General features: G+C 45.8%; 17 protein-coding genes. 14 read left to right on the top strand and 3 right to left on the bottom strand.

All coding sequences use genetic code 11. From position 1 onward, the window contains the following. Positions 1-396 precede the first annotated feature (396 nt). The 3 genes from uxaC (at position 397) to ACUYLD_RS21410 (ending at position 4,585) form a co-directional block, all read left to right on the top strand. Positions 397-1,821: a glucuronate isomerase gene (uxaC, locus tag ACUYLD_RS21420; RefSeq protein ID WP_446675954.1), complete on the top strand. Its 1,425-nt coding sequence runs from the start codon at positions 397-399 to the stop codon at positions 1,819-1,821. A 271-nt stretch (positions 1,822-2,092) separates the two neighbouring features. Further along, complete coding sequence (locus ACUYLD_RS21415; RefSeq protein ID WP_061830333.1) at positions 2,093-3,493, top strand: MFS transporter; 1,401 nt, start codon at positions 2,093-2,095, stop codon at positions 3,491-3,493. 87 nt (positions 3,494-3,580) lie between these two features. Continuing rightward, a complete protein-coding gene (locus ACUYLD_RS21410; RefSeq protein WP_013310043.1) occupies positions 3,581-4,585 on the top strand; it encodes a LacI family DNA-binding transcriptional regulator in 1,005 nt (334 codons plus the stop codon). Positions 4,586-4,684: 99 nt separating this feature from the next. On the opposite strand, the gene poxB is transcribed toward ACUYLD_RS21410, so the two are convergent. Further along, complete coding sequence (gene poxB / locus ACUYLD_RS21405) at positions 4,685-6,409, bottom strand: ubiquinone-dependent pyruvate dehydrogenase (RefSeq protein WP_446675953.1); 1,725 nt, start codon at positions 6,407-6,409, stop codon at positions 4,685-4,687. A 314-nt stretch (positions 6,410-6,723) separates the two neighbouring features. On the opposite strand from poxB, the gene ACUYLD_RS21400 reads away from it, so the two are divergent. The 4 genes from ACUYLD_RS21400 (at position 6,724) to ACUYLD_RS21385 (ending at position 11,348) form a co-directional block, all read left to right on the top strand. Next, positions 6,724-8,217, top strand: a complete 1,494-nt coding sequence (locus ACUYLD_RS21400) for a tagaturonate reductase (RefSeq protein WP_446675952.1) — start codon at positions 6,724-6,726, stop codon at positions 8,215-8,217. Positions 8,218-8,234: 17 nt separating this feature from the next. Further along, a complete protein-coding gene (locus ACUYLD_RS21395) occupies positions 8,235-9,734 on the top strand; it encodes a UxaA family hydrolase (protein ID WP_322162067.1) in 1,500 nt (499 codons plus the stop codon). Between the two features lie 128 nt (positions 9,735-9,862). Next, positions 9,863-10,309 carry a GNAT family N-acetyltransferase gene (locus ACUYLD_RS21390; protein ID WP_322162065.1) on the top strand — a complete coding sequence of 149 codons (447 nt, stop codon included), beginning with the start codon at positions 9,863-9,865 and terminating at the stop codon, positions 10,307-10,309. A gap of 181 nt (positions 10,310-10,490) precedes the next feature. Next, the gene (locus ACUYLD_RS21385; RefSeq protein ID WP_322162063.1) at positions 10,491-11,348 is read left to right on the top strand and encodes a DNA-binding protein; all 858 of its coding nucleotides are present in this window, start codon (positions 10,491-10,493) and stop codon (positions 11,346-11,348) included. A gap of 247 nt (positions 11,349-11,595) precedes the next feature. Here ACUYLD_RS21385 and ACUYLD_RS21380 read toward each other — a convergent pair whose 3' ends face one another. Beyond that, positions 11,596-12,486 (bottom strand): hypothetical protein, encoded by an 891-nt coding sequence (locus ACUYLD_RS21380; protein ID WP_322162061.1) that lies wholly within the window; start codon positions 12,484-12,486, stop codon positions 11,596-11,598. A gap of 253 nt (positions 12,487-12,739) precedes the next feature. Here ACUYLD_RS21380 and ACUYLD_RS21375 point away from each other — a divergent pair, with 253 nt between their 5' ends. The 6 genes from ACUYLD_RS21375 to ACUYLD_RS21350 all read left to right on the top strand — a co-directional run bounded on the left by ACUYLD_RS21375 (position 12,740) and on the right by ACUYLD_RS21350 (position 19,989). Beyond that, complete coding sequence (locus tag ACUYLD_RS21375) at positions 12,740-13,702, top strand: ABC transporter permease (RefSeq protein ID WP_254351347.1); 963 nt, start codon at positions 12,740-12,742, stop codon at positions 13,700-13,702. A gap of 14 nt (positions 13,703-13,716) precedes the next feature. Then, positions 13,717-14,604 carry a carbohydrate ABC transporter permease gene (locus ACUYLD_RS21370; RefSeq protein ID WP_061830342.1) on the top strand — a complete coding sequence of 296 codons (888 nt, stop codon included), beginning with the start codon at positions 13,717-13,719 and terminating at the stop codon, positions 14,602-14,604. A gap of 26 nt (positions 14,605-14,630) precedes the next feature. Further along, entirely contained in the window at positions 14,631-16,277 is a 1,647-nt protein-coding gene (locus tag ACUYLD_RS21365) for an extracellular solute-binding protein (protein WP_061830375.1), read from the top strand. Positions 16,278-16,323: 46 nt separating this feature from the next. Continuing rightward, positions 16,324-18,285, top strand: a complete 1,962-nt coding sequence (locus tag ACUYLD_RS21360; RefSeq protein ID WP_446675951.1) for a sensor histidine kinase — start codon at positions 16,324-16,326, stop codon at positions 18,283-18,285. After that, positions 18,257-19,045, top strand: a complete 789-nt coding sequence (locus ACUYLD_RS21355) for a response regulator transcription factor (protein WP_061830344.1) — start codon at positions 18,257-18,259, stop codon at positions 19,043-19,045. Before ACUYLD_RS21360 ends, ACUYLD_RS21355 begins: the two co-directional genes overlap by 29 nt. 131 nt (positions 19,046-19,176) lie before the next feature. After that, positions 19,177-19,989 (top strand): DUF3891 family protein, encoded by an 813-nt coding sequence (locus ACUYLD_RS21350; protein ID WP_061830345.1) that lies wholly within the window; start codon positions 19,177-19,179, stop codon positions 19,987-19,989. A gap of 114 nt (positions 19,990-20,103) precedes the next feature. Here ACUYLD_RS21350 and ACUYLD_RS21345 read toward each other — a convergent pair whose 3' ends face one another. Next, complete coding sequence (locus tag ACUYLD_RS21345; RefSeq protein ID WP_023988334.1) at positions 20,104-20,241, bottom strand: hypothetical protein; 138 nt, start codon at positions 20,239-20,241, stop codon at positions 20,104-20,106. A 257-nt stretch (positions 20,242-20,498) separates the two neighbouring features. On the opposite strand from ACUYLD_RS21345, the gene ACUYLD_RS21340 reads away from it, so the two are divergent. Beyond that, positions 20,499-21,644: a glucose-1-phosphate adenylyltransferase gene (locus tag ACUYLD_RS21340; protein ID WP_069291775.1), complete on the top strand. Its 1,146-nt coding sequence runs from the start codon at positions 20,499-20,501 to the stop codon at positions 21,642-21,644. Positions 21,645-21,664: the final 20 nt, after the last annotated feature.

The following is a 21,664-nucleotide window of genomic DNA, read 5'->3' as shown; positions in this document are numbered from 1 at the left end:
AAATATATAAAACGTTTTCAAAGTTTGATCTATCAAGGAAAATTAAAATTGTGGAATTTTCTTGTGGTGTCGGTCATCGAGAAGGTATAGAACAGATCTGTCCCAAATGGAGGCAGATCATTTTTATCCGCTCACATGATAAAAATCACTTTCCTCTACAAAGGATAGCGGTTACAATGTAATTGTTGTTAACGTAAACATTAAATTTAAGGCGAAGCAAACCAGTATGACATGATGTACAGGTATCATATTATAGTTGTATTGTCCTGTACAAATCATATGGATTTCCTACTGCTATGGGGAATGTAATTGTTAAAAGGCAAGTAGTATATCGAACATTTTTGTTAACGTTAACAAATTGTTAGGAAACACGATTACAGAAGGGATGAGAAAGTAATGACCAAAACGTTTTTAGACGAAAACTTTTTGTTGAGCAATCCAACGGCTGAAACCTTATATCATCAGTATGCCAAGGATATGCCGATTATTGACTATCATTGCCATTTAAGTCCACAAGAAATTTATGAAAATAAAAAGTTCAAGAATATTACGGAAGCCTGGTTGTACGGAGATCATTACAAGTGGAGACTTATGCGGGCCAATGGGGTCGAGGAGCGTTTGATCACGGGTGATGGTGAAGATTATGACAAGTTTTTGGCTTGGGCCAAAACCGTACCTACACTAATCGGCAATCCGCTGTACCATTGGACGCATTTGGAGCTTCAACGCTTTTTTGGTGTCTATGAGCTGCTGAATGAACAGAGCGCACCTGTAATCTGGGAAAAGGTAAACCAAAAGCTGCAGGGAAAGGGCTTTGGCGCACGTGATCTGATTGTGAACTCGAAGGTAACTGTGGTGTGCACCACGGATGATCCGACGGACCATCTCGAATACCACAAACAAATCAGCAAGCTGAACGATTTCCCAGTGGCAGTGCTGCCAAGCTTCCGCCCCGACAAAGCTTTGGAAATTAATCGCGAAACTTTCCAGCCTTGGGTGGCTCGGTTGGGTGAAGTCAGCGGACTGGATGTTTCTGGCCTGGAAGGGTTTTTGAATGCGCTGGCAAGCCGGGTGCGCCATTTCCATGCTGCCGGAGGTCGGGTATCTGATCATGCGCTCGATACTGTTGTCTATGAAGAAACGACACTGGAGGAAGCAGCAGCCATATTCAGCAAGGGGCTGGAGGAAGGCCATGTGACTCCTTTAGAGGAGGCCAAATATAAATCGTACGTTCTAGTTTTCCTTGGCAAACAGTATGCAGAACATGGCTGGGCTATGCAATACCACATTCACGCGCTGCGTAACAACAACACGGCTATGTTCCGTCATTTGGGACCGGATACAGGCTACGATGCCGTAAATGATGGCTCGATCGCTCGTCCATTGGCGGCATTGCTGGACGCACAGGAGATGGCAGGAGGATTACCGAGAACGATTTTGTATTCGCTTAATTCGGTTGATTATCCAGTACTGGCAAGTCTCGCGGGCTGCTTCCAATCCGGTGGAACTGTAGGGAAAATCCAGTTTGGCACGGCATGGTGGTATAACGACCACATCGAAGGTATGCAGGAGCAGATGAAGTTGCTGGCTAACTACGGGGTGCTGTCCCGCTTTATTGGTATGCTGACGGATTCCCGCAGCTTCCTGTCCTACACACGCCATGAATATTTCCGCCGTATACTGTGTGACTTAATTGGAACGTGGGTTCAGGAGGGTAAGGCGCCTGCGGATTTGGAACTGCTCGGAGCAATGGTACAAAATATTTGCTACAATAACGCCGAGCAATATTTTAATTTCCCAACGGTTGTTCATAGTAAGTGAAGTTATTGCCTAGGTGAGAACTCACTAACTTCATAAAAAGAGCTCTTGCCAGGAGCTTGTTTCAAAACTCCCGGTAAGAGCAATTGAAAACAAAATAGTTATCAACTGAGGATTTTGCAAAAATCTCATAAGCGACTTCCAATGAACAAGATATAGATCGAAATGGTTTAGTTCGTCTATATTTTGCACTTCGGAGCGACTGGAATCGAATTTTGCAAAATCCTGAACTAATTATGTGAAAATAATTACAAACATAGAGGGGTGTGTAGGTATGGGAGTGCCTATCGTGCAGGAGAGCGTCCAAACTGACAACAAGACAGGCGAGCATATTAGCCTGAAAGAAAAGATTTCGTATGGTATGGGTGACTTTGGAAACGGATTCATGTTTGATTTGGGGCAGTTGTATTTGCTGAAATTTTTTACCGATGTAGCTGGGGTTTCTGCAGGAGCCGCCGCAGGCATTTTCCTGGTCAGCAAGCTGTTTGCCGCCGTCTGTGATCCCATTGTCGGGTCCTTTGTTGATTATCGCAAACATATCGGTACACGTGGAAAATTTAGACCTTTTCTTATCGTTGGAAGCGTTATCCTTGCAATTCTTACGATTCTTACCTTTATTTCGCCGAATATTTCACCCACAGGCAAACTCATTTACGCTTACGCGTCCTATATGATCTGGGGAATTGGCTACTCTATTGTAAACATTCCATACGGCTCGCTGGGTGCCGCTATTACGCAGGATACTCATCAGCGTGCCTCATTGTCATCTTTCCGTCAGGCGGGATCTCTGGGCGCATTATTCGTCACCAGTGTCGTTGTCATGCCGCTTATTTTACTGTTTCCTAACCATCATGTTGGCTATCCGGTTGTGATGGGGATTATGTCACTCATTGGTGTGATCGCTTTCATCATATGTTACCGAGGAACGAAAGAACGTATTATTAGCCAGTCCGGGCCAAAAGAGAAGCTATCTATAGGCGTTATCGTGCATACCTTTACGAATAACAAGCCTTTGCTGGTACTCGTTTTGATGACGATTTTCACCATATCCGCGTACAATATCAAGTCCGCACTACTGATCTATTTTGCCGAATATAACTTGGGGCATGTAGAATTAATGGCTTATATGAATTTTATTATTATCGGTTCGTCGCTACTGGGTGTGTTATTCCTGCCCAAGCTGGTACGGCGCTTCGGTAAACGAAAAACAGCCATACTGGGGATGCTGGTTAGTGTCATTGCCGACTCCATTAACTTTTTTATGCCTTCCAATGTATATATTTTTACAATCCTCGCCAGTATTTCTTTCATTGGTATTAGTATTCCTAACGGGGTTACCTGGGCATTCGTGTCCGATATCATTGATTATGGCGAATGGTCATCCGGAGAGCGTAAAGAAGGGATTACTTACTCGTTATTTAACTTTTCACGTAAGTTGGCTCAATCCTTGTCTGGCTTTCTATCGGGTATTGGACTAGCGCTCATCGGGTATGTTCCGAATGTGGTTCAGTCCTCTGGAACGCTGCTTGGGATCAAGGCATTGCTTTGTCTCTATCCGGCTGTTGCCCTGGCTTTGGCCATGCTGGTCATCGGTAAAATGTACAAGCTGACTGACAGCAGACATGCAGAAATGGTTCAAGAGTTACAACGTCGACATGCGGATAACCGCGTATAATTTGTGAAAGTCTTCTTTTCCGGGCGGCTCCTGTGGTATGGTGGGTATATAATTTTTTTAGAGCCTCACTAAGGAAAGGATACGTATATGGCAGCTACCATTAAAGACATTGCCAAGTTGGCTAATGTTTCCCATACAACCGTCTCCCGGGCGCTCAATAACAGCCCGCTGATTAAAGAAGATACGAAACGCAAAATTATGGAGTTGGCAGAGCAACTCAATTACATTCCAAATTTTAATGCCAAAAGCCTGGTTCTCCAGCGCTCGCATACGATTGGCCTGTTTTTCACCAGTATTTCAGAAGGCACCAGCTCCAGTTTTTTTGCGGATACCATCCGTGGAGTTAATCATGTCATCGGGGTGGATTACAATCTGTTTGTGCGAGGGATTGACGATTACGCCGATTTTTCGGCCATTCACCGCAAGCGTTTTGATGGTATCATTCTGATGAGCCAGAGCGAGGCGGACAACCCTTTTATTTATCATGTGCTCGGTCAAGGCATTCCGCTTGTTGTACTGAATCGGCAGGTATCCGGGGCGGGGATTGTAAATGTGATTTCAAATGATAAGGAAGGGTCCTATGAAGCGGTTTCCTTTCTCGTTGAGAGTGGGCATGAACGCATTGCGATCATTGAAGGGGTAGAAGGCTTCAAGTCTACCCAGCAACGCCGCGAGGGTTTTATGAATGCGTTGATTGATAGTGGTAAGCCGATTCGACATGAATATATCGTGCAAGGTCATTATGATACTGAAAGCGGAAGCCAGGCAATGAAGCAACTGCTTTCCTTGCAGGAGCCACCGACAGCGGTATTTTGCTCTAATGATGATATGGCTATTGGGGCAATGAATGCGGTATTCGAAAACGGCTTGAAGGTACCGGACGATATCTCTGTCATTGGCTTTGACGATATCGGTTTCTCGATGTATACGACCCCGCCGTTAACGACGGTCAAAAGACCAATTGAGCAAATTAGCGAGCGCGGAGCCGCCTGCATTCTGGAACGAATTCAGTCACCGTCCAATGAGGGTGAGCTTATATTTATGGAGACCGCGCTCATGAAGCGGAAATCAACGGCAGGCAGACCACGCTGAGTCTCGTTTGATTAACAGGCAGGTCAAAGGGGCAGAAACCATGCTAGATGTATGGTTTCTGCCTCCTTTAGGTTAAAATGTGCTCCGCTTCGTCTGTATTTAACGAAAGAGATTGGTTTTAGCTAGTTCTACAATCTCGTCACCGCGTCCGTTCAGCATCGCTTTCATCATCCACAGTGTAAATCCTTCTGCTTGTTTAAGATTAATTTTGGGTGGCATGGATAGCTCTTGACGGTTCACCACCACGTCTACCACAACAGGGCCATCATGAGCCAATGCTTGCTGAATGGCATCCTCCAGCATTGTCGGATCTTCAACCCGGATGCCCTTGAGTCCCATGGCTTGCGCTACAGTACCAAAATCAGGATTCACCAGTTCCGTGCCATTTTCCAGGAATCCGGCCGCTTTCATTTCCAGCTCGACAAAACCGAGAGCGCCATTATTGAAAACAATGACTTTGATAGGCAGCTGATGCTGCTTCAGGGTGAGCAGGTCGCCCATCAGCATCGTGAGTCCGCCATCGCCTGAGAGGGCAATCACTTGTCGGTCAGGCTCAGTGGCCTGCGCTCCGATCGCCTGCGACAGGGCATTTGCCATCGTGCCATGGTTGAACGAGCCGAGAAGCCGACGCTGACCGTTCATCTGCAAATAACGCGCTGCCCATACAGTGGGAGTACCGACATCACAAGTGAAAATAGCATTTTCCTGCGCGGCGTCACTGATGACCTTGGCGAGATATTGCGGATGGATCGGCGTATGACCTGGTTTACCGACGGCAAGGTCATCCAACTCCTGGCGTACCTTGGTATAGTGGGAGACGGTTTTCTCTAGATGCTTGGAATCATGCTCTGACGTTAAATGCGGTAGCAGCATTTCCAATGTGGCTTTTACATCCCCGCATAAACCATACGTCAACGGAGTACGTCTGCCGAGATGGGCTGGCTCTATATCTACCTGTAGGACAATCGCATCTTCAGGGTAAAATTGTCTGTAAGGAAAGTCTGTTCCGAGCATAAGCAGGACGTCACAATCCATCATCGCATGGTACCCAGAAGAATACCCGATCAGTCCCGTCAATCCAGCATAATAAGGGTTGTCATACTCCAGATATTCCTTGCCTCGCAGAGCGGATACCATGGGGGATTTTAACTTGTCGCATAGCTGCATGAGCAAGTCGTGAGATTGTGCACAGCCAGCGCCGCATAGTAACGTAATTCGTTTGCCTTTATTCAAATATTCGGCCAGTCGGGAAATTTCGGAAGCTGACGGATGCACTACAGGTGCAGTGGGATGGTAGACATGTTCAGGGACGGGTACCTTTTCCGCCTCCAAAGCTGCTACATCACCGGGAAGAACAATGACGGAAACACCTGAACGTGAAATTGCCTGTTGAATGGCCATGGTCACCGTTCTGGGAATTTGACGCGGTGTCGTAATGACCTCACAGAAGTGACTGCATTCTCCGAAAAGATGCTCAGGATGTGTAGCTTGAAAATATTCACTTCCAATTTCGTCGCTTGGAATATGAGCGGCAATAGCCAGTACAGGCACCCGATTGCGGTGGCAATCATATAAACCATTAATCAGATGCAAATTTCCGGGACCACTGCTTCCAGCACATACAGCAATGCTGCCACTAAGGTCAGCATCCGCTCCGGCTGCAAAGGCAGCCACTTCTTCGTGCCTTACATGAATCCATTCAATTTGACCATTGCTGCGAATGGAATCAACCATATTATTTAGAGAATCTCCAACAATGCCATAAATCCGTTTGACCCCTGCATTGACCAAAACTTGTACAATAGTATCTGCAATTGTTTTCATAGGTGTTCCTCCTGCCTAGTAAGTAGTGTTATCCTGCCCGTGCTTTCTTGCGTCTATTCTCCTGAAATGTATATAAGAACAAGGTCTCGGGATAGGGTGATAGTTAGCCTTAACCGTCTTAGATCAGGTGCGAAACAACAGAAAAAGGACGATATACTTGCAGATTTTTATATAAACGTATATGTTAACGTGTTCATATTATTGTCATTATTATTTTTTTAAACTTAAAATGTTGATAAAACTATTTTGTTAACGTGTGCATTGTGATAAAATAACGATGAAATCATTATGGTAATTGTGGGAGGTTACTCCGGATGAAACAAGTAGATGAATTAGACCAATTAAACAGAAAAAGCTTTATCGTTACTGAACCACATCCCGAGAGGGTGCTGCAATTCGGGGAAGGGAACTTCCTGCGTGCTTTTGTAGACTGGCAATTTGACAAAATGAATAAGCTGGCAGAATGGAACACGGGAGTTGTGATTGTACAACCGCAGCCAGGAGGCCTCGTGGAGAAGCTTAACGAGCAGGATGGCCTGTATACGGTTATTCTTGAAGGGATTAAGGATGGGAAGGCCATGAAGGAGCATACCGTTGTGGAGTGCGTCACTCGTGGGATTAATCCGTACGGTTCGGACTTTGTGGAGTATGAAGCATTATCCCAAAAGCCGGAGCTGCGTTTTGTCGTGTCGAACACGACGGAAGCGGGGATCGCTTATGCACCAGAGGATCAATTGGAAGATCGTCCGCAAAAGAGCTTTCCAGGCAAGCTAGCCGCCTTTCTGTACAAGCGCTTTCAATTCTTCGGGGGCGATCAGAGCAAGGGATTGGTGATCATTCCGTGCGAGCTCATCGACCGTAATGGAGACGCTCTCAAGGAAATCGTACTGAAATATGCGGACCAATGGAAGCTTGGGGCCGAGTTTATTGCATGGTTGGAGGAATCGAATACGTTCTGCAACAGTTTGGTCGATCGGATTGTACCTGGTTATCCCAAAGACCGGATTCATGAAATTCAAGCAGAATTGGGTTACAAGGACAATTTGGTTGTTGTAGGCGAACAGTATCATTTATGGGTTATTGAAGGGCCACAATGGCTTAAAGAAGAATTACCTGCTCATTTGGCCGGATTGAATGTACTGATTGTTGACGATATGGCACCCTACCGTATACGGAAAGTACGCATTTTGAATGGAGCACATACGGCGCTTACACCTGTAGCTTATTTATATGGCCTGGACACGGTGGGGCAGGCGGTCGAGCATGATATTATGGGAAACTTTATCCAGTCGCTGATCCGAGAAGAAATTATTCCGACGCTGGACTCGTCAGAAGCGGAATTGAATGTATATGCCGACGATGTTATTGAACGATTCCGTAATCCATATGTAAGTCATTATGTTATGAGTATCGCACTAAATTCGGTGTCCAAGTTCAAGACACGGAACTTGCCATCCTTGCTCCAGTATGTGACACAGCGTAAGGCGTTGCCTGCCAAAATTGTATTTTCGCTGGCGTCCCTGATCGTATTTTATCGGGGAGACAGAAATGGTGAGTCGATTGCGTTGGCAGATGAAGCGGAAGTGTTAAGCACGTTTGGTGAACTATGGAGTCAATATGACGGTACTCTCGCCGGGGCGAAGCAATTGACTGCGCTTGTACTCGGCCAGCAGACATGGTGGGGTCAAGACCTGAACCAGATCGAAGGGCTGGCTGAACAAACGGCACAGCACGTGTATGAAATTACAAGCAGAGGAATGAAGGAGACGCTCGATTCTCTAACCGGGAACAGCGTGCCCAGAGCATAAGCAAGGAGGAGACCGGAATGCTGGAATTCATTCAAATTCATGATCAAGATAACGTGGCTGTCGCCTTGCGTGATTACAAGCAGGGAGAGACACTGGCGTGGGGAGCACAAGAAGAACAACGAGTGGAGCTAGCCGAGGATGTAGCACGTGGGCATAAAATCGCCTTGCAGGATATAGCTGAAGGTGGGTATGTTCTGAAATACGGTTATCCCATCGGTCATGCCATTCAGCCCATTCAGGCAGGACAGCATGTGCATACGCATAATACGAAGACGAACCTGACAGGCGTGGAGGAGTACACTTATAAGCCTAAGCCAGCTCCTCATTTATATGAACAGGAGAGTCGTACGTTTCAAGGTTTTCGGCGAAAGGACGGTCGTGTGGGGATTCGCAATGAGTTGTGGATTGTGCCGACGGTCGGCTGTGTGAACGGGATCGCTGAACTTATTTTAAACCGTTTCAAGCAGGAAGCGGGAGATATTTCACCTTTTGAAAATGCACTTGTGCTTAAGCATAACTATGGTTGTTCTCAGTTGGGTGACGATCACGCACATACGCGCACGATTTTGATCGATGCCGTGAAACATGCGAACGCAGGTGGCGTACTTGTACTGGGTTTGGGCTGTGAGAACAATGAGATGAAAGAATTTAAGGAAGCCATCGGGGAATATGATTCGGAGCGGGTAAAGTTTTTGCTTTCCCAGGATGTGTCGGATGAAGTAGAGGAAGGGGTAAGGTTGCTTCATGAAATTTTTGCGGCCGTGCAAGAAGATCGACGGGAACCTGTACCTTTGTCTGAGCTGAACATCGGCTTGAAATGCGGTGGATCTGATGGCTTATCGGGTATTACTGCCAACCCATTACTCGGACGATTGTCGGATTATATGGCCGCGCAAGGTGGAACAACGATATTGACAGAAGTACCTGAAATGTTTGGGGCGGAGACGATTTTAATGGAGCGCGCTGCCGATGAGCAAGTATTTAATAAGATCGTACATCTGATTAACGATTTCAAACAATATTTTCTGGATTACAAGCAGCCAGTATACGAAAATCCGTCACCGGGCAATAAAGCAGGGGGCATCACGACACTGGAGGATAAATCACTGGGCTGTACGCAAAAATCCGGGTCTTCCACAGTCACTGATGTCATTCAGTACGGGGAGCGTCTTAAGACCAAGGGACTCAACCTGCTCAGCGCGCCGGGGAACGATCTAGTGGCATCTTCAGCTCTCGCCGCAGCGGGCTGCCAGCTCGTTATTTTCACAACCGGACGCGGTACGCCGTTTGGCTCCTTTGTTCCGACGATGAAGGTCTCAACCAACTCGCCGTTGTATAAAGCTAAACCTCATTGGATCGACTATAACGCCGGTTCACTGGTGGAGGATGTCAGTATGGAAGAAGCGCTCCGCAACTTTGTTGATTACATTGTCGATGTAGCCAGCGGAACTTGGGTGAACAATGAGAAAAACAATTTCAGAGAGCTCGCTATTTTTAAAAACGGTGTTACGTTGTAAAAGGCTGTAATGTATGGGAGGCGGAATTATTCCGCTTCCTTTTTTGTGTTTGTATGCTTCAAAATAGGCATGTTAGACTTACTGCAAAACATGCAATATCGATTTTTAAATGAGGGGGGGAAGTACAAGTGCAAAATGAAATTGTTGCTTATCGTGAAGAAAATCATGATCAACTCGTTGATATTTGGCAGCGGGCTGTACGCCGGACGCACACATTTTTGTCGGAAGAGGACATTCAATTTTATCATCATATCGTACGCAATGGTGTTTTAAGAGAACTTGAAGTTTGGATGGAATGGAATAGAAGTCAAGAACCAACAGGTTTTATCGGGCTGGACGGATTGAAAATAGAGATGCTGTTTGTGGACCCTGAACGGCATGAGCAGGGCATAGGCAGCCGACTCATCCAGTATGCTGAAAAAATAAAAGGGAAGCATCTCAAAGTGGACGTGAATGAGCAGAACGAGAAAGCGTATGCTTTCTACAGACATTACGGCTTTGTACAAACGGGGCGATCTGCACTGGATGGATCAGGTAGGGCATTTCCTTTGCTTCACATGGAAATGAACAAGTGAACGATCCACTTACATCGGTATTTTAAAAACTGGAATATATTATCATAATGCACTTGTCATATGCTTGAATTTATGATATAACTTAATTACGTAATAAATACGTAATTAAGTTATTTTCAGTTAGGATTTAGATCTTACTTTTGTTTGGTGAATATAAAAGTCGGATAAGGAGGCGGGAACGGTGGATGATCTTGTTCACTCCGACATCACAGATCTAGACACACTTGTTAACATGATTAAGCTGTCTTTTTCATTTGCGGATGGTGCCAATATGATTGCTTTATGCGACCGGTTGTATAGCCATGTCAACCAAAAGTATCAGGAATTACAGCTCTACAAAGCGCGCAAGAAACCTATACAACCCATACATACCAAACGGCCGCTAGTCTACTACTACGGCTACAGTCATCTCATGAAAGGCATGGCCTTCCAAAAACAGGGCAAGTATGAGGCCGCTCGCGATTGCATCGAAAAATATGCAGAATTGGGCTGGTTTAATGGTCTCGATCAATATGGGGAAGCAGAGGTCGAATTTTACCGCTATGCTGCCAGAGCTAATTTGTATGCCCTTGATATTTTGTCAGGCCATGGCGAAGTGTTGCAGGAATACGTGCAATTTCTTCGTAACAATCCGGAAGAGCTGTTACCGGGGCTTCTTTCCATCGTTGAGGGAGCATCGAGATATGACTATCCTTTAGAGGCTGTGCTTGAATCATTTGCCGAACAAATTGAAGGTTTTAAATATTTAGAAGAGCCCGTGAATGTATCTTATTATTTTCGCTTCTGCTATCAGTTGGCTCTTTATTATATCAAGCAACAACAGTTTACGGTTGCGTTGGGCTATATCCTGCAATCTCTCATGCTGTCCGATACCCTGGGTATGGAACATGAGCATGAGTTTAGGAAATGTACCGCTATATTTGAAATTTTCAGATCCCAAGCTACAGCAACACAGCAAGACCAATATATAACTATTTTAAAAGGAGTGTTAAAGGATGAAAAAATTGATTTCACGCCCTCTGTCGCTCAGTTTGTTTAGCTTGCTAGTGTTTGTTACAAGTCATGACCTCATCACGGTATTCTATCATGGAGCCAATCATTAAGAAGGCAGAAGTAAAGTAGAAAATTAGTTGTTTTAGCAGGTAGGCAGTTCATTTGAAAATATGATGTGGAAGTACACCCAATAGCAAGTAAGCTCATTATGATCAGGGCTTACTTGCTATTTGGCGTATTATGAAGATCGATCATAACGCATATATATAACGTGGTACATGTCCCAAAATTATTTAAGCTGTCGTAGGTTTATGCAGCAAACCTTGTTCTGATGGATGCAATGAAATTCTTGTCTGTTGGTAGCACGGGAATGGTTCTTCCGTGCTGTATGATCTGCTTTTTAACGCTGCATCTAGTGCCCGTAGCAAGGAGCCTATGAATTGCTCTGGAGAAAAGAAAATGCTTTTCCCGACCATATGAATGTGAAGCTCGTTATGGTCACGGTTACTTACAGACAGCAATATACCTTGACCCTGAAAACCCGTACCGATTGCGCGTATTTTGTTTATACCCGAGAGCAGCATTTCCGTTTTCACCGCACGCCCCTGTTCCTCCACAAATACAGAAATCAGGCGTTTGTCTGTAACGATAACAATTTGGTTACCCCGAAACGTTTGGCTCAGGTGTAGAAAATCTTTATATACCCCAATAGTCTGCTCATGCGGAGAAACAATCCCCATTCGTACAAACTCATCCAGCTCAGTGATATCGGGCTCCTGGTGATTTTTAATTCGTTTTTTGATACTGAACTGAATGGTTAGGATACCCAGAATAGCTATGAGAAAAGCGCTAAGTCGGACGTTAAATACAAAGAACATCAGGACAATAAGGCCGCCTACTAACCACTGTCCCCAAGTTAGATAGCGCAGCTTTTGTTGTACCGTACGACGATAATAACCGTAGCCCTTTCCCGGTTGATACTCCTTAGTAAACTTTGTCATACCACGCATCATGGTTAATCCATAGACGGATAAAATTGTCATCGCGAGCGCCAAGAGCGTCATAAGCCATTCCTGAGCTGCAATGCCAACTAAAGTGCACAGGCCAAACATGATGAGCCCCGCCCAGCAGGCAACCTTTTTAATTCGGACCTGTTTCTGAATCGAACGAACCAATTCTTCCATTCTTAATCCTCCTGATCTAGGTATATAGGTAATGATTGGAATCACATATAGTCTTATCGTACCATCTGATAGTCTTCTTCGTAAATTAATAGATGTAAATATCCAAAGGCTGGAAGAAAACTTGTACGTATAGTTAGATCCCCACCTGAAATTTAGATACCAAAATCAAAAAATCCAGTACTACTCATTCGAAGCAGAAGCCTCTAAAATAATAAATGTAAGTGCTTACATCACAAAGAAGGGAGGTCCTCGTATGAGTACAGGATGGAAGAATCTGCAGACACAGCCGCCGGTTCGATCGGGGAGAGGGGCATCACTAGCGCGCAAATGGGTTCAACAAAGACATTTGCAGACCATGGCGCTGCTTGGGGTGGTTTGGATGATTATTTTTCATTACATTCCGATGTACGGTATTTTAATTGCTTTCAAACATTTTGACATCATTGGAACCATATCAAGCGCACCTTGGGCGGGGTTAGAGCATTTTCGGGCCTTTTTGGAGGATGATAACTTTTGGTACATTGTCAAAAACACACTGGGCATTAGCTTGCTCAAGCTGGCGATTGGGTTCCCGTTGCCCATTGTATTTGCTCTGTTCCTGAATGAAATACGATCCATTCGGTTCAAAAAATCTATTCAGACCATTTCGTACCTTCCTCACTTTTTATCTTGGGTCATTCTTGGCGGGATCTTAACGACGTGGCTGGCAGATACCGGGATGATTAATCAACTGTTGCTAGCCTGGGGGTGGATTGACCAGCCGATCAGTTATTTGGCAGAGCCGAGCTATTTTTGGGCTATCGTCGTTAGCTCGGATATCTGGAAGGAGCTTGGATGGTCAGCTATTATCTATTTGGCAGCAATGGCGGGGGTATCTACGGACATGTACGAAGCGGCCACCATTGACGGGGCCGGACGGTTTCAAAAAATGTGGTACGTCACACTTCCCGCTATCAAGGGGACCATATCCATTTTGTTTATTTTGGCGGTTAGCGGCATATTGAACTCCAACTTCGATCAAATTCTCGTCCTGCGTAACTCGCTGAATGAAAGTGCAAGTAATGTAGTTGATATTTATGTATATCAGGTGGGCATTCAGCAGGGCCGTTTCTCGTATTCTACCGCAGTGGGTTTGCTAAAATCGGTTCTTGCTCTCATTTTGCTGCTAATTGCCAATTCGGTGACCAAGCGGGTGAATAATACATCCCTATTTTGAAGGAGGACGGCTGCATGCAGCTATTGCAACGCAGAACAGCAGGCGAAGCGATATTCGATTTCGTGAACAACGTCTTCATGCTGATCATTTGTTTTGTGACGTTGTATCCCGTGTGGTATGTGCTGGTGAACTCCTTTAACGAAGGAGCAGACGCGATGAGAGGCGGGATTTACTGGTGGCCGAGGGTCTTCAGTCTGGGCAGCTATCAGGCTGTGTTTGCCAACAACGGTATTATGACTGCGATGGGAGTGACTATTGCCAAGACGTTAATCGGCACGATTGTTCATGTGTTTTTTACCGCTATGATTGCATATGCATATTCCCGTAAGGAGCTGATCGGGCGCAAGCTGTATATGCTGATTGGCACCATTACACTGTTTTTTGGTGGGGGATTGATTCCAACGTACTTGCTGATTCGTGATCTCGGACTGCTGGACAGCTTTTGGGTGTACATCATTCCTGCGATGTTCAGTTTTTTTGACCTTATTATTTTTATGGCTTTTTTCCGAGAACTGCCGGATGCATTGGAAGAGGCGGCGAAAATAGACGGTGCGAACGATTTCGGTATCTTTTGCCGGATCGTGCTTCCTGTATCTATGCCGGTAGTAGCGACGATTGCGTTGTTTCATGGGGTATACCAGTGGAACGATTATTTTACTGGAATGATCTATATTAATAATACGGATCTTCAGCCGATTCAAACGTATTTGTACCGGGTTGTTGCCCAATCCAGCTCTAATCAGATGATGGCTGCTGCACCGGGGGTCGTTGCCCAGTCCGTCACTTCGCAATCGATCAAGCTGGCGACGATGGTTGTGACGACACTGCCCATTGTACTGGTATATCCTTTTCTGCAAAAATATTTCGTCAAGGGTCTGATGATCGGCTCGATTAAGGGATAGCACATTATCCAAGGGGGAGATTTATGATGAACATTCGCAAATGGCAGAAGGGGCTGTTGGCTTCTGTTCTGCTGGTGGGTTTGCTCGCGGCATGTACGTCCGGTGGAGGCGGTACTGTCACGGAATTGAAGGACGAGAAGACCAAGGCTACGGCAGATGTACCAGGATGGAAGGCGGATATGGAGCCGATTACGTTTGACTGGTATTTGAACTTTTCCTGGTTCCCGAACAAGTGGGGGACGGATATGACCTCAAAGTATGTTACGCAAAAGACTGGGGTCAGCGTCAATTTTATCGTACCCGCAGGGAATGAAAATGAAAAGCTCAATACCATGCTGGCCTCCGGCAAGCTGCCTGATTTTGTCACGCTGGGTTGGGGAGAGGACGCGGTCAAAAAAATGATCGAGGGTAAGATGGTGCTTCCGCTCAACAAGCTGGCCGAGAAATACGATCCGTATCTGATTAAAATAGCTGATCCGGCGAAAATGTCCTGGTATCGCCAAACGGACGGGAATGTATACGGGTATCCTAACGCTTCTTCTTCGCCACAGGATTATCAAAAATACGGCCAAAATTTTGTGTCCAACCAGACGTTTATGGTTCGGAAAGATATGTACGAGGCGATCGGCAAACCAGATATGAGGACACCAGAAGGATTTTTGAAAGCGCTTCAAAAAGTGAAAGAGAAATTTCCGGAGGTGAACGGTCAGCCTCTTATCCCGATAGGATTTCACGAATTTACAGATAACGGAAATTATTCTTTTGAAGACTATTTACTCAATTTCCTAGCCATTCCTCATGAAAAGGACGGCAAGCTATACGATCGTCGTTCGGACGAAGAGTATATTCGCTGGCTCAAAACATTCCGTCAAGCAAATGAGCAGGGCCTGATCGCCAAGGACGTATTTATCGACAAACGTCCGCAAATGGAGGAAAAGGTGGCACAGGGCCGATATTTTGCCATGCTATACCAGCGTTCTGACTTTGCCACTCAACAGGTACTGTTATATGCGAAGGACCCGAACTCCGTCTATATCGCGGTGGATGGACCTTCGAACAGTAAGCTGGACCCGCCGACGCTGGCCGGGCCGGGTATTTCCGGCTGGACGGTGACGCTTATTTCGAAGGATGTCAAAGACAAGGAGCGAGCTATTGAATTTCTGACTTATCTGATTAGCGAGGAAGGAAATCGTGACCTGTATCTGGGGGAGCAGGGCAAGCTATGGGACATGGTTAACGGTAAGCCAGCCTTCAAGCCGGAGGTACAGGAGCTGCTGAACAAGGATCGTTCTGCTTTTGATAAAAAATATGGCGCCTCCTTCACCTTCTGGATGCTGATGGATACGAATATGAATTTGCAGTGGGCGCCGCCCAGCGTCGAGCCGTATAAGCAGCCAGAGGATTGGACGAAAGGCAAGACGAAAGGCTTCTCCCAATATGACAATATTAAACCGACCGGAACTTCGGCAGAGGGTATTGCGTCAGGCCAGATAGATAAAATTTGGGGCAAGACATTGCCGAAGCTGCTGCTTGCTTCCTCAGATGAGGAATTCGACCAGCTGTTTGCTCGCTTTTTGGAAGACCGCAGGAAAGCAGGATATGACAAAGTTATGGCCTATCAGCAAAAAGCCTATGAGGAAAACCTTAAGAAAATTGAACAGTTCACCAAATGATTTAATTCAATGCTTTAATCTATTGAACCCCTAAGGATGTGATTTCATGCCAGGCCGTGCACGTTCACAGATGAAGAGCCTGCTGCGCCGCACGATATGGCAGTGGATGAAGGGGACGGCCGATCGGCTTGGCGGTTGCTCCCTTCAAGTTAAGCTCATTGTCGCGTATATCGGAGTCATTTTAATCCCGGTGGTATTATTCTCGCTATATACCTTTCACCAACTGTACGAGAATACCATGCACGACATCACCGTACAAAATCAGTATGTGTTGGATACAGAGCTGGCCCATATTCATAGCAATATGGAAATTATGGAGCGAACCGCACAGCTTGCGATCTCAGATCGCAACGTACTTCGTTATCTGACCGAGGAACGTGAAATAAGCAGCGATGAGCTGGTCCAATTCAACTTGAATGTGTTTCCAAATTTACAGCACTTGCTGTACAGTAATCCCAATGTAGAGAACATTCGACTGTATACAAGTAATTCACAGACGCATGAAATATGGCCGATGATTTTCAAAGAATCACGATTGCCTAAGGCTTCCTGGCTGAAAATGGCCCAACTCCGACAAGGGAAAATATGGTGGGAAATGTACAAGGGGCCGAAAAGCTTACTTCTGGGGCAATCCCGGCAGGAAAGTGAGACAGTGCAGTATATGGCACTGCTGCGTGAAATTCAGTCTACCGGAGGAAGACACGCAGGTCTGGTAGAAACAAACATGAGGCTGGAGCTATTTTCACCTAGAGTATTTGGAATCCCACAACGTGATCGTGCATGGCAAATGTTCATTCTGGACGGCGATTCCAGCGCAAGGAACGCTGAAAAACCAATGTCTTCTAGCGATATAGCTACAGCTTCCTCTCTATCAGATTCAATTTCCATCCCTCTGTCCCATGTGCACCATCTGTTTCAGTCCCAGGTTCAGGGACCGGGTGGTGCTTTTGATTTTTCCTATGAGAATAAGCCTTATCTCGGTATGTATCGTTATATAGAAGGGTTGGACGCCTATTTGCTAAATGTGGTGGCGTTGGACGGTCCGCTGGGTGATCTCCGTCAGAAACGCAATGCCATGCTGCTCATTATTAGTATGCTGATTGTGTTTATGTCCGTCATTTCTTATACCCTGCATGCCTTCATTCTCAAGCAGCTACATACACTGCGTGAATCCATGAAAAAAGTAGAGCAGGAGGGTGACTTTCAGCTTAGAATTCCAGTATATGGGCGGGGAGAAGTGGCTGAGCTGGCTCTATATTTTCGCAGTCTGCTAAGTCGGATTAACGGACTCATTGCCGAGGCAGTACACAAGCAGGCCGCTGCTCAGGAGGCTGAACTGCTAGCGCTCAAGCATCAGATTGATTCCCATTTTCTCTATAATACATTGGAAAATTTAAAAATGATGGCGGAGATAGAACGGCAGTATCCGCTGTCGGATGCCCTTACCTCCCTTGGCTCGATGATGCGTTATAATCTCCAATGGTCCGGGTCGTGTGTTGCGTTGCGGGATGAAATCCGACATATCCAGCATTACGTGGCCATCATGAACATTCGCCACGATAACCAAATTGGATTGGAAATTCATCTATCGTCGGCGTTTATGGAACTGGAGATGCTGAAAATGTCGCTGCAGCCTGTAGTCGAAAATGCTATCAAGCACGGTTGGAGTACATTGCAAAGCCCATTCAGCATCACGATTGAAGCCTGCTCTAAGCAGGATATCATAGAATTGCGTATACAGGATAACGGAGTGGGGATATCTGAAGAAAGAAGAAACGCCATCATGGCTGGTCTAGCGCGAACGGATATGGATTCCCATGAGCCCGGGATGAATGGGGGAATCGGTTTGTATAATGTGCATCGCCGTTTAAGTATGCAGTATGGCGAAGAGTATGGCATAAGACTGGACAGCATCCCCGGACAATCGACGACAGTGACCCTAATTTTGCCTAGACGTTACATGATGAGGGGGGCGGACCATGACGACCAAGCTGTTGATTGCGGATGACGAGAAAAATATTCGAATGGGACTTCAAGCTATGATCGAACGGGAATTTTCCGGTCTCTATGAATGTTTACTGGTCAAGGACGGAAGGGAAGCCTGGCAGCATGTGAAGCAGTTTTTGCCCGAGTTGGTGATAACGGATATCCGTATGCCTGTTATGGATGGCATTATGCTGATGCAGCATATTCGCGAGCTGGAGCCGGAACGCAGACCTTTGGTGATCATTCTCAGTGGATATGACGAGTTCCAGTATGCGCGCGAAGCGATTCGCTGCGGGGCACGGGAGTATTTGCTCAAGCCGATTGTAAGGGAGGAGCTGTTTGGTGCGCTGGCAGTTTTGAATGAGGAATTGAAGGAGAGGAACCACCTCATAGACGATAGTGTTGTCAGCGTAGAGAAAGATAGACTGGCTGGCGCGAGTGTGATCGCCGATAGAAACGGTAGCATGACACGTGCTATCCAATACATCCATGCTCATTACAGCGAGGATTTAAATATGGCAGTAGTATCCAATTCAGTATCCTTGAATTATACGTATTTTAGTCAGGCTTTCAAAGCCTATACAGGCCTTAGCTTTGTTCAATATGTAAAAAGGCTGCGCATTGCAGAAGCCAAAAAGCTGCTGGAGTGTCAAGGGGGCAAGATTTATGAAATTGCGGCTAATGTGGGTTTTGACAATGCAAAGCATTTTAACAAAGTATTTCGTGAGCTGGAGGGGATGACCCCACAGCAGTTTCGAGTGCAGAATCAAAAGGGTAATTAGATATAAAGAGGCGGAAAACTTGCCTGCCTTTTTACCCTTATCCTGATATAATAAACGTAAGCATAACCATGGCCTTCGATCAGAGAGTTTGTACACAATCACACGAATCGCCGAACGGAAGGGGAGAGCATATGGTTATTTATGAAACGGACCAAGCTTATATCATGACGACGCAGCATGACCATGCCCATATTTCGGGTGAGTTGGCTTCACAATGGGAAGAGAGTGCCTTCAAGAATAGACGTCATAAGCAGGATTTTGTATATGCAGCAAGGGAGCATGATCGGGGTTGGATACAGTTAGACGCTGCTCCTTTCTGGAATGATCATGTGTCTGCACCATATACATTTATTGATTTTCCGCTCAGTCCACGTTTTGTTTTCTATCGTCTTGGGATTGATGAAGTCGAACAAGGAAGTATGTATGCGGCGTTACTGTGTAGCTTGATGTACAAGGAGCTAGTCGGACGGACCGAGCATCAAAACGCTCAGGACAAGCAGATTACGCATGCTTATCAGGAGGCGGAGGAACAGCGTCGGCAGAGGCTCAAACAGGAGCTGGCATGTAGCGTAACCTTCGACCATCAAGTGCGGACCGATGTACGGAGAATGTTGTTTTGCGACGAATTGAGTCTGTTTTTGTGCAGCCGAGAGCCGGGTACGCCTACAGCAGATTATGAATGGTTTGCTGAAGGTTTAAGCTTCCCGGCTGTTCGACATGAAAGCGGGCGAGTTTGGGCCGAGTGGCTATCGGATCAAACTGTAGGTCTTTCCTTTTTTCCTTTCAGGGGAAAGGTAGGGATTACTCATACCTTTAAGCAGGTGGACAAGGAGAAAATTCGTACCTTTGGTCTCCTAGAGGCTTACCGTTCTTCCGAATGGACGCATCGAACCTTTACCGTTGAACATATCATGGAAGTAGAAGAACATAAGGAGAATGCCTGACCGTCTACGGATACAGCCTCGAACCATATTTTGTTCGTAGACGCAGAAAAAAGTCAGAGCAAAGCCTCCCTGAACCATGATTCAGAGAGGCTCGCTTTTTCTACCTTTAACATTCTACGATTTTGCAGATGTTTTCGCACGATTGACAATGGTCTGTACCTTATTCAATACCTTATCGCGTGCCCCTTTATTTTTCATCAGATACGTAACACCCATTCCCAATGCTGCTACCACCCATTTTTTATTCTTCATGAATAACGCCTCCTTATGATCATGTTGTCATACACGAATACTTTAAAAGTATCCAAAATGTGAAAAGATGAACGGGATTTTACGATTTAGTGATTCCTTGCACTCGTTCCGCATAACTATGATTTTACCCTTCTCCATCACATCTTACCCGTTCCTTCGCCAATGAAACGATTACGACTGTCTTTTCATGTTTAATGGATATTATCAAATATCCCGCCACAATTGCTTCAGACGCACATGACAGGGAGGTCTTTGTTATGAGGAAAAAGGAAGTGGTTGCCATGCTGCTCGCCGGCGGACAAGGCAAAAGACTCAAAGGACTTACCCGTACACTAGCCAAACCGGCAGTGTTTTTTGGAGGAACTTACCGTATTATTGATTTCCCTCTCAGCAATTGCACTCATTCTGGTATAGACACCGTAGGCGTATTGACCCAATACGAGCCGTTGGTGCTTCATTCCTATATCGGCGTAGGCAGCGACTGGGATTTGGATCGCCTGGATGGAGGAGTGTTCGTTTTACCTCCGCACGAGAAAGAAAATGGAAACAACTGGTACAGGGGCACGGCGGATGCAATTTATCGAAACCTGCATTTCTTGGATCAGTATGACCCGGAGCATGTACTCATTCTGTCAGGGGATCACATTTATAAAATGGACTACAGTCGAATGCTCCACTATCACAAGGAGAAGGAAGCAGACTGCACCATTTCTGTCATCAATGTCACGATTCAGGAAGCCCAACGATTTGGGATACTGAACGCCGATGATGATCTGAAAATATATGACTTTGAGGAGAAGCCTGAACAGCCGAAAAGTACATTGGCCTCCATGGGCATTTATTTGTTCAAATGGGAGGTGTTGCGTCGCTATTTACTGGAAAGCGCAAGCGATTCTGAATCCTCACATGATTTTGGCAAGGATATCATTCCATTGCTGCTTCAGCATGGCCGGTCGCTGTATGCGTACCCGTTTGCCGGGTACTGGAAGGATGTAGGTACCATTCAGAGCTTGTGGGAGTCCAACATGGATCTTCTGGTTCAGGATCCGCCTTTGGATCTGAACGATCCTTTCTGGCGCATCTATACCCGCAGTCCCAATCAACCGGCCCAGTATATAACCCAACGGGCGATTCTCAAAAACAGTATTGTAAATGAAGGCTGCATGGTGGATGGAGAAGTAAGGCATTCTGTACTATTTTATGGGGTCGAAGTAGGTGAAGGGAGCGTTATTACCGATTCTGTCATCATGCCGAACGTAAAAATTGGGCGCAATGTACGTATCCACCGGGCTATCGTGAATGAGAACATCGTTATTGAAGACAACGCGTTTATCGGACCTGAAGATAGTTCTGATGAGATTATTTTGTTCGATCAGGAAAGCCAGCTTCATGCACGAATTTAACCCGGATAAGGACGGTGTCT

This window comes from Paenibacillus sp. SER-28, from assembly GCF_052906305.1.
Note: the sequence above shows the minus strand (reverse complement) of the source record. Positions and strands in the feature narration are given on the sequence as shown.

Excerpts from the sequence above, each read along its gene's own strand:
- ACUYLD_RS21370 (WP_061830342.1), top strand. The coding sequence starts at position 13,717 with ATGCAGCTATTGCAACGCAGAACAGCAGGCGAAGCGATATTCGATTTC.
- ACUYLD_RS21365 (WP_061830375.1), top strand. The coding sequence starts at position 14,631 with ATGAACATTCGCAAATGGCAGAAGGGGCTGTTGGCTTCTGTTCTGCTG.
- uxaC (WP_446675954.1), top strand. The coding sequence starts at position 397 with ATGACCAAAACGTTTTTAGACGAAAACTTTTTGTTGAGCAATCCAACG.
- ACUYLD_RS21395 (WP_322162067.1), top strand. The coding sequence starts at position 8,235 with ATGCTGGAATTCATTCAAATTCATGATCAAGATAACGTGGCTGTCGCC.
- ACUYLD_RS21340 (WP_069291775.1), top strand. The coding sequence starts at position 20,499 with ATGAGGAAAAAGGAAGTGGTTGCCATGCTGCTCGCCGGCGGACAAGGC.
- ACUYLD_RS21360 (WP_446675951.1), top strand. The coding sequence starts at position 16,324 with ATGCCAGGCCGTGCACGTTCACAGATGAAGAGCCTGCTGCGCCGCACG.
- ACUYLD_RS21380 (WP_322162061.1), bottom strand. The coding sequence starts at position 12,486 with ATGGAAGAATTGGTTCGTTCGATTCAGAAACAGGTCCGAATTAAAAAG.
- ACUYLD_RS21355 (WP_061830344.1), top strand. The coding sequence starts at position 18,257 with ATGACGACCAAGCTGTTGATTGCGGATGACGAGAAAAATATTCGAATG.
- ACUYLD_RS21350 (WP_061830345.1), top strand. The coding sequence starts at position 19,177 with ATGGTTATTTATGAAACGGACCAAGCTTATATCATGACGACGCAGCAT.
- ACUYLD_RS21400 (WP_446675952.1), top strand. The coding sequence starts at position 6,724 with ATGAAACAAGTAGATGAATTAGACCAATTAAACAGAAAAAGCTTTATC.
- ACUYLD_RS21410 (WP_013310043.1), top strand. The coding sequence starts at position 3,581 with ATGGCAGCTACCATTAAAGACATTGCCAAGTTGGCTAATGTTTCCCAT.
- poxB (WP_446675953.1), bottom strand. The coding sequence starts at position 6,409 with ATGAAAACAATTGCAGATACTATTGTACAAGTTTTGGTCAATGCAGGG.
- ACUYLD_RS21415 (WP_061830333.1), top strand. The coding sequence starts at position 2,093 with ATGGGAGTGCCTATCGTGCAGGAGAGCGTCCAAACTGACAACAAGACA.
- ACUYLD_RS21345 (WP_023988334.1), bottom strand. The coding sequence starts at position 20,241 with ATGAAGAATAAAAAATGGGTGGTAGCAGCATTGGGAATGGGTGTTACG.
- ACUYLD_RS21375 (WP_254351347.1), top strand. The coding sequence starts at position 12,740 with ATGAGTACAGGATGGAAGAATCTGCAGACACAGCCGCCGGTTCGATCG.